Origin of the sequence: Streptosporangium sp. NPDC023825 (genome assembly GCF_040639575.1) — a bacterium.
Classification (GTDB): Bacteria; Actinomycetota; Actinomycetes; order Streptosporangiales; family Streptosporangiaceae; genus Streptosporangium.
The window spans coordinates 1-7,513 of the sequence record NZ_JBFAAE010000122.1 but is presented as its reverse complement, the minus strand read 5'-3'; the positions used below and the strand labels follow the sequence as shown (position 1 = coordinate 7,513).

General features: G+C 70.2%; 8 protein-coding genes and 1 pseudogene. 5 read left to right on the top strand and 4 right to left on the bottom strand.

The window, feature by feature from the left end:
- The 4 genes and pseudogenes from AB0G15_RS42940 to AB0G15_RS42925 all read left to right on the top strand — a co-directional run.
- Positions 1-249 (top strand): annotated as a pseudogene (locus AB0G15_RS42940) (phosphoketolase); the annotation flags it as partial.
- Positions 250-598: 349 nt separating this feature from the next.
- Positions 599-1,546 (top strand): TIGR03557 family F420-dependent LLM class oxidoreductase, encoded by a 948-nt coding sequence (locus AB0G15_RS42935; protein WP_362851413.1) that lies wholly within the window; start codon positions 599-601, stop codon positions 1,544-1,546.
- A 19-nt stretch (positions 1,547-1,565) separates the two neighbouring features.
- A complete protein-coding gene (locus AB0G15_RS42930) occupies positions 1,566-2,747 on the top strand; it encodes a zinc-dependent alcohol dehydrogenase (protein WP_362851411.1) in 1,182 nt (393 codons plus the stop codon).
- Positions 2,748-2,787: 40 nt separating this feature from the next.
- Positions 2,788-3,261 (top strand): hemerythrin domain-containing protein, encoded by a 474-nt coding sequence (locus AB0G15_RS42925; protein ID WP_362851409.1) that lies wholly within the window; start codon positions 2,788-2,790, stop codon positions 3,259-3,261.
- A gap of 182 nt (positions 3,262-3,443) precedes the next feature.
- Here the strand turns inward: AB0G15_RS42925 and AB0G15_RS42920 are convergent, their stop codons facing one another.
- The gene (locus AB0G15_RS42920) at positions 3,444-3,614 is read right to left on the bottom strand and encodes a hypothetical protein (protein ID WP_362697178.1); all 171 of its coding nucleotides are present in this window, start codon (positions 3,612-3,614) and stop codon (positions 3,444-3,446) included.
- A gap of 403 nt (positions 3,615-4,017) precedes the next feature.
- On the opposite strand from AB0G15_RS42920, the gene AB0G15_RS42915 reads away from it, so the two are divergent.
- Entirely contained in the window at positions 4,018-4,953 is a 936-nt protein-coding gene (locus AB0G15_RS42915) for a TIGR04222 domain-containing membrane protein (protein WP_362851407.1), read from the top strand.
- 112 nt (positions 4,954-5,065) lie between these two features.
- Here AB0G15_RS42915 and AB0G15_RS42910 read toward each other — a convergent pair whose 3' ends face one another.
- The 3 genes from AB0G15_RS42910 to AB0G15_RS42900 form a co-directional block, all read right to left on the bottom strand.
- A complete protein-coding gene (locus AB0G15_RS42910; RefSeq protein WP_362851405.1) occupies positions 5,066-6,448 on the bottom strand; it encodes an FAD-dependent oxidoreductase in 1,383 nt (460 codons plus the stop codon).
- A gap of 319 nt (positions 6,449-6,767) precedes the next feature.
- Positions 6,768-6,962 carry a hypothetical protein gene (locus AB0G15_RS42905; protein WP_362851403.1) on the bottom strand — a complete coding sequence of 65 codons (195 nt, stop codon included), beginning with the start codon at positions 6,960-6,962 and terminating at the stop codon, positions 6,768-6,770.
- A gap of 77 nt (positions 6,963-7,039) precedes the next feature.
- Complete coding sequence (locus AB0G15_RS42900; protein ID WP_362851401.1) at positions 7,040-7,459, bottom strand: multicopper oxidase domain-containing protein; 420 nt, start codon at positions 7,457-7,459, stop codon at positions 7,040-7,042.
- Positions 7,460-7,513 lie beyond the last annotated feature (54 nt).

Here is a 7,513-nt window from a genome sequence, read left to right as displayed (position 1 = left end):
CACGAGAACATCCACGTGCGCGGCTACAAGGAGGAGGGCACCACGACCACCCCGTTCGACATGGCCATGCTCAACGACATCGACCGCTTCCATCTAGTGATCGACGTCATCGACCGGGTGCCCGGCCTGGCCGAGCGCTCGGCGCACCTGCGCCAGCACATGGCCGACGCCCGGCTGCAGGCCCGCGCGCATACCCGCGAGCACGGCGAGGACCCGGCCGACATCCGCGACTGGACCTGGCCGTACTGATCGGGCCGGACCGATCGGGCCGGACCGATCGGGCCGGACCGGTACGGCTCCCGACCTGGCCGTACCGGGTCCGGCCCGCGGCCTGTTCGTACCGGCCTGGTCTCGGTGGCCCGGCCGTACCGATCGGGTCCGTCACCGGCCCGGCGACGTCCCCTGCCCTGGTTTCCCGCCCCTGGTCCCCGCCCCGAGCGCCGGGCAGGAGCCCCGGCCGAGCGCGCCGCCGAGTTGCGCCGCCTCCTCGGGGAGGTCAGAGGGGAGATCGCCCCAGCCCCCGCACACCCCCTCGTTTGACCTTCGCGGACGGGGTAAGGGAGACGTCACTGCAGCTCAGATGATCGGGGAGGGGAAAATGACCGCATTCGGATACTTTCTGTCAAGCGAGGAACACGGGCCTGCGGAGCTCGTACGGCAGGCCAAGCTCGCCGAGCGGGCGGGCTTCGAGGGTCTGTGGATTTCCGACCACTTCCATCCCTGGCTGGACGTGCAGGGCCAGAGCCCGTTCGTCTGGTCGGTGATCGGGGCGGTGGCCGAGGCGACCTCGCTGCCCATCACCACCGCCGTCACCTGCCCGCTGGTCCGCACCCACCCGGCGATCATCGCGCAGGCCGCCGCCACCAGCGCGGCGCTGTCCGGCGGCCGGTTCCGGCTCGGCGTCGGCACCGGTGAGGCGCTCAACGAGCACATCGTCGACTCGCGCTGGCCCCCGGCCTCCGAGCGGCTGGAGATGCTCGAGGAGGCGGTCGAGCTCATGCGGGAGCTGTGGAGCGGGAAGCTGGTGACCCACCGGGGAGAGCACTACCGCGTCGACACCGCCCGCCTCTACACCCTTCCCGACGAGCCGCCGCCCGTCTACATGTCCGCCTTCGGGGACAAGGCCGTGCAGCTGGCCGGGAAGATCGCCGACGGCTACATCTGCACCTCCCCGAGCGCCGAGCTGGTGGAGAAGTTCCACAAGGCGGGCGGCGCGGGCAAGCCCTCCCAGGGCGGGCTGAAGGTCTGTCACGCCGCCGACGAGGCCACCGGCCGCAAGACCGCGCACCGGATCTGGCCGACCCAGGGCATTCAGGGCGAGGCCTCGCAGCTGCTGCCGCTGCCCCGCCACTTCGAGGAGCTCGCCGAGATGGTGACCGAGGACGACATCGCCGCCCCCTGCGGCCCCGATCCCGAGGTGCACGTCAGGGCGATCAAGGAGTACGTGGACGCCGGCTTCGACGAGGTCTACATCAGCCAGATCGGCCAGGAGCAGGACGCCTTCTTCGACTTCTACGCCAAAGAGGTCCTGCCCCGGCTGCGCTGACACCCCCGAGGAGAAGATCATGAAAGCTCTCACCTGGCACGGCAGGCGCGACGTACGGGTCGAGGAGGTTCCCGACCCGGTGCTCAAGGAGCCGAACGACGCGATCATCAAGGTCACCACCACCGCGATCTGCGGCTCCGACCTGCACCTGTACGAGGTCCTGGGACCCTTCATGGGACAGGGCGACATCCTCGGCCACGAGCCGATGGGCGTCGTGGAGGAGGTCGGCCCCGAGGTCACCGCCATCAAGCCGGGCGACCGGGTGGTCATCCCCTTCAACATCTCCTGCGGTCACTGTCACATGTGCGGCCTGAACCTCTTCGCCCAGTGCGAGACCACCCAGGTCCGCGACCAGGGCATGGGCGCGGCCCTGTTCGGCTACACCAGGCTGTACGGCGAGGTCCCCGGCGGGCAGGCCGAGTACCTGCGGGTCCCGCAGGCGCAGTTCGGCCCGATCAAGGTCCCCGAGGGGCCGCCGGACGAGCGGTTCGTCTACCTGTCCGACGTGCTGCCCACCTCCTGGCAGGCGGTGGCGTACGCCGACATCCCCGACGGCGGGAGCGTCACCGTCTTCGGGCTCGGCCCGATCGGGCAGATGACCTGCAGGATCGCCAGGCATCTCGGCTACCGGGTCATCGGCGTCGACGGGGTGCCCGAGCGGCTCGCGATGGCGCGCAGGCACGGCGCCGAGGTGCTCGACGCCTCCGTGACCGGCGACATCCCCGAAGTGGTCAGGGAGATGACCGGCGGGCGCGGCACCGACTCCGTGATCGACGCGGTCGGCATGGAGGCGCACGGTTCCCCGGTCGCCAAGTTCGCCCACGCCCTCACCGGCCTGCTGCCCGACGCGCTCGCCGCCCCGCTGATGTCCAACGCGGGCGTGGACCGGCTGGCCGCCCTCAACCAGGCCGTCGACACGGTACGACGCGGCGGCACGATCTCCGTCGTCGGCGTCTACGGCGGCATGGCCGACCCGATGCCGATGCTGAGGATGTTCGACAAGGGCGTCACCCTGCGGATGGGCCAGGCCCACGTCAAGCGCTGGATCGACGACCTGATGCCGCTGGTGACCGACGACGCCGACCCCCTCGCGGTCATGGACCTGGCCACCCACCGGCTCCCCCTCGACCGGGCGCCGCACGGTTACGAGATCTTCCAGAAGAAGCGGGACGGGGCCATCAAGGTCCTGCTCAACCCATAACCAAACCGTACATATCTGCATATATCGACTAAGGAGAACAATGGACGCGATCGTTCTGCTCAAGGACGACCACAAGACCGTCGAGAAGCTGTTCAAGGAGTTCGAGAGCGCGGGCGAGCGGGCGTACAAGAAGAAGCGGGAACTCGTCGACCAGATCATCGAGGAGCTCACCGCCCACGCCCACATCGAGGAGCAGATCTTCTACCCGGCCGCCCGCGAGAGCGTTCCGGATACCTCCGACCACATCCTGGAGAGTGTCGAGGAGCACCACGTGGTGGTCTGGATGCTCTCCGAGCTGTCCAAGCTCGACCCGAAGGACGAGCGGTTCGACGCCAAGGTCACGGTGCTGATCGAGAACGTGCGGCACCACGTCGAGGAGGAGGAGCAGGAGTGGTTCCCGCAGGTGCGGGAGGCCATGGGGCGCAAGAGGCTCCAGGAACTGGGTGAGGAGATGGAGAAGGCCAAGCCCGCGGCGCCCAGGGACCCGCTCGCCCTGAGCAGCGCCCGCGCCTGACCCTCACCCACGCCTTCGCAAGGGGTGCCGCCTTCGTCGGTGCCGCCTTCTTCGGAGAAGGCCCCGCTCCCAGGAAAGACTCCCGGGAAGAGTTCCCAGGAAAGACCCCCGGGAAGAACACGCACGGGCCCCGGTCCCTTCGAAGGGACCGGGGCCCGCGTGCCGGTGTCCGTCCCGGACGATCAGTGATGCTGTTCGGTGACGAGGAACGCGACGCCGCCCCCCTCGTCGACGTCGGCGTCCAGCGACTTGTCGTCGAGCATGTCCACGACCTGCGGGTCGAGGAAGATCCGTGCTCCTTCCGACTCCACCACCCTGTCGGCGGACTCGGGGTGTTCCGCGATCGAGAGCACGAGCGATCCGGTCCCGTCGCTCTGGGATGAGATGCGAACCCCGGTATCCGGAGAGTCTGTCACCTGCGAGCTGAGATCCCGGATTACCTGGGCAGCCGTGTCCGTCAATGTGAGCATTGCTCCTCCTTGTCGGTATCGGGCCTTCGATTCTTCGCCCTTGCCCGCTCTCATCCGGCCCAACCATCTCCCCGGTTTTCCCGCGACCAGGCGATCATGCGAGCGTGCCGCGCCGTGCGCCGGTCGGGCCGCGGGCGGCAAGCCGTGCGCCGGTCGGGCCGCGCGCCGCGAGCCGGCGCGGCGACCTCGGGCCTGGGCCACCGGCACGGGATCCAGCGAACCATTCACGATGAAACAGCATCCAAAGTAAATATCAGGAGATCTTCTCTTCGCTTTGAGGTGCGAAATGGTCATCGCGATCATTGCCGTGTGCGTGATTCACGCCATGGTCTGGATCCATGTATTCGTCGAACTCACGCGGTTCCGGTCCATCCTTCGCGAGGAGCGGAAGATTAGTCCTTTACCCTCCTCGCCCACTCCCTACGAAGTGGCGTACCTGGCAGGTGACCGGCAGCGGGCCGCCGATCTCGCACTCGCGATGACCGCGGTGAGCGGCCGGATCCGGGTGTCCAGGGAAGGGCACGTCACGGCCGTCACGGGCGCCACCGGCGACAACCCCGTCGAACAGGGGGTGTTGAGCCTGCTGGACGGCGGACCGGTTTCGGTCTGGACCCTCCGCGTCCGGACCGCTCAGCTCCAAGCGGTGTCGGGAATCCGATGGCACCTTCCGAGCCGGGGAGTGAGGGGCGCGGCGGAGATCAAATACGAGTCCGAGCGTATGAACGCACGAATCGACGTCACGAGGATGATTTTCGGTTTCTTCGGTGTCATGAGCCTGTTCGCATTTCCATTGCTGCTTTTGGGGCTGTTCAAGTGGACCTGGTCGACGCTGGCCCCGATGATCGTCCCTGTCGGCCTCTGTCTTCTCCTGTGCGTGATCACCTTCGCCCTGTTCGAGCGCATCCCCCTCCTCGGCGACCGGGCAGGGTGGATCGAGCCGTTCCTCCGCGAACGGCTGGAGCGGCACCTGCCCCACCCGCCGAGCCTCGCGTTCCCGGTGGCGCTCAACGGCTTCGTCGCCCTGGACGACAAGGACCTGGCGGCACGACTCCAGGCCTCGAAACCGCCCGGCGCGCGCCCTCGCTCGACATACTCCCCCAGCCCCGGCCCCACCTCAGGCCGGCCTGAGGGAGCCACCTGGTACCCCACCCACTACGTCTCCGACCCGGGGGGTTCGGGCAGCGGCTGCTCGACGTCCAGCTGCGGGAGCTCCTGCACGTGAGGGACCCGAGCCGCGCGTACGACGGCCGCGTCGGCACCGGCGTCATCGGTGATGCCCGCCGAGGGCCGAAGCGCTTCCCGGAGACGGTGCACGAGGGACGCCGAGCCGGCGCTCAGGCCTTCCCGTCGAGGCGGTCGATGTGCTCGGACGCCTTGCGCGCGGCGATCAGGACGGGGTCCCACACGGGGGCGAACGGGGGAGCGTACGACAGGTCGAGCCCCGACATCTCCTCCACCGTCATCTCGTGCCAGATGGCGACGGCCAGGGCGTCGATCCGCTTGGCCGCGCCCTCCTGGCCGACGATCTGGGCGCCCAGCAGGCGGCCCGTCCCCCGGTCGGCGATCGTCTTGATCTTCATCTGGCGGGCGCCGGGGTAGTAGCCGGCGCGCGTGGTGGACTCCACGATCCCGCCGACCGGCTCGAACCCGGCCTTCTCCGCCGCCGCGGTCGTCAGGCCGGTGCGCGCCACCTCGTACTCGCAGATCTTGGACACCGCGGTGCCCACGACGCCGGGGAAGGAGGCGTGCCCGCCGCCGATGTTGATGCCCGCGACGCGTCCCTGCTTGTTGGCGTGGGTGCCGAGCGCGATCGCCACCGGCCGCCGGGAGACCCGGTGGAAGTTCTCGACGCAGTCACCGGCGGCCCAGACGCCCTCCACCGGGGTCCGCATCCGCCGGTCGGTCACGATCCCCGAGGTCTCGCCGACCGGGATGCCCGCGGCCTCGGCCAGCGCGCTGTTGGGCCGGGTGCCCAGCCCCAGGACCACCAGGTCCGCGGGCAGGGTCCGGTTCTCGGTGCGGGCCGCCGTGACCCGCCCGCCGGACTCCTCGAAGCCCTCGATGCGCTCGCCGAGGTGCACCTTCACCCCCAGATCGCGCAGGGCGTCGGCGACGAGGGCGCCCATGTCGGGGTCGAGCGTGCCCATCGGCTGCTCGGCCGCGTCGACGAGCGAGACCTCCAGCCCGCGCCGTACCATCGCCTCGGCCATCTCCAGGCCGATGTAGCCGCCGCCGACCACCACCGCCCTGCGCGGCTCGTCCTCCAGGGCCCTCAGCAGCGCGATGCCGTCGTCCAGGGTCTGCACCCCGTACACCCCCTCGGCGTCGGCACCGGGCAGGTCCGGGCGGGCCGGCACCGCGCCGGTGGCGACCACGAGCTGGTCGAACGGCTCCCAGCCCCGGCCGCCCCGCTCGTCGCGCACGGCCACCGCGCGCCGGTCCAGGTCGATCTCGACGACCTCGCTGCGCAGCCGCAGGTCGATGTCCAGCTCGTCGCGGAACACCTCCGGGCGCCGGCTGATCAGCGACTCCACGTCGGAGACCTCCCCGCCCACGAGGTAGGGGATGCCGCAGGCCGAGTAGGAGGCGTGCGCGCCCTTCTCGAAGGCGACGATCCGCAGGTCGCCGGGCCCGCGCCGGCGCCTGGCCTGGGAGGCCGCGCTCATCCCCGCGGCGTCGCCGCCGATGACCACCAGTCGTTCCGCCAACGTTCCCATCCCTCCTGTGGACCGCCGATGCTACGGCTTCCTCGACAGGAGGCTCCCAAACGGCCGCTCCGCCACGCCGACGCGCTCCTGGCGAACCTCCGGCCGGGCGGGCGGAGCGTTTCCCCGCATCGAGCACACCCGATCATCGGACATGCGGGTGGCTCCTGTCCGCCCGGGGACCGCACCCTCTACGGAATGAGGTCGATCTCCACGTCGGCGGCAAGGGCCCGCAACGGGAAAGGGTTGCGCGACCACACCGTGGCGTCGACGTACGGCGATGTTCGGCGACTCCAGGCCGGCAGGGCGCTCGTGTCGGGAACGCGTCCGATCACGCGGCGTGGCCACGGCGGGCGGCGAACTCCGCGTCGCGCCGGCGGGCGAGCCGGAGCATCTCCGGATCGGGCTCTCCGCCGATGATCTCCCGCAGCCGGGCAAGGTCACGCTCGCGCCGCTCGTCGGTGTAGACGATCTGCTCCTGCTCGCGTCCATGCCCTGAGAGTGCCCTCCGATCGCTCTCGGTCACGAGCGAACCGGGTGATCCGGGCGAGTGAGCCCTGGTGTCGAACCGATCGCCCGCGGCCCCTGACCAGGCTCACTCGTCTAGACCACCTCGAAGTCGGCCATCATCGCCATGTCCTCGTGTTCGAGGTTGTGGCAGTGCATCATGTAGCGCCCCCGGAAGCCCTCGAAACGCACCAGGACCTCCACCACCTCGTACGGGCGGAGGTCGACGGTGTCCTTCCAGCCGCCGTCCGTGGCCGCCGGGACCCGGCCGTTGCGTGACAGCACCTGGAAGTGGGCCAGGTGCACGTGCACGGGGTGGTGGAAGTCGCTGGTGAGGCGCCAGACCTCGGTGGTGCCGAGCCGGGGGCGGGCCAGCGGGGTGCCGGGCCGGAACGGCAGCCCGTTGATCGTCCAGGCGGCGTCCGGCCCCTGCCCGGTCCTGCGGAAGTCGAAGAGCCGCGAGGCGGCCGCCGACGCCCTGACGGCCGGTTCGACCGCCGCCAGGCGCCCCGGCACCGCTGCTGGGCGGCCTGGCCGACCGCTACCCGCGCCGGCGGCTGATCATCGTCT

Bases quoted from the DNA above. Each gene is read 5' to 3' on its own strand.
- AB0G15_RS42910 (WP_362851405.1), bottom strand. From the start codon at position 6,448: ATGGGAACGTTGGCGGAACGACTGGTGGTCATCGGCGGCGACGCCGCG.
- AB0G15_RS42930 (WP_362851411.1), top strand. From the start codon at position 1,566: ATGAAAGCTCTCACCTGGCACGGCAGGCGCGACGTACGGGTCGAGGAG.
- AB0G15_RS42915 (WP_362851407.1), top strand. From the start codon at position 4,018: ATGGTCATCGCGATCATTGCCGTGTGCGTGATTCACGCCATGGTCTGG.
- AB0G15_RS42935 (WP_362851413.1), top strand. From the start codon at position 599: ATGACCGCATTCGGATACTTTCTGTCAAGCGAGGAACACGGGCCTGCG.
- AB0G15_RS42925 (WP_362851409.1), top strand. From the start codon at position 2,788: ATGGACGCGATCGTTCTGCTCAAGGACGACCACAAGACCGTCGAGAAG.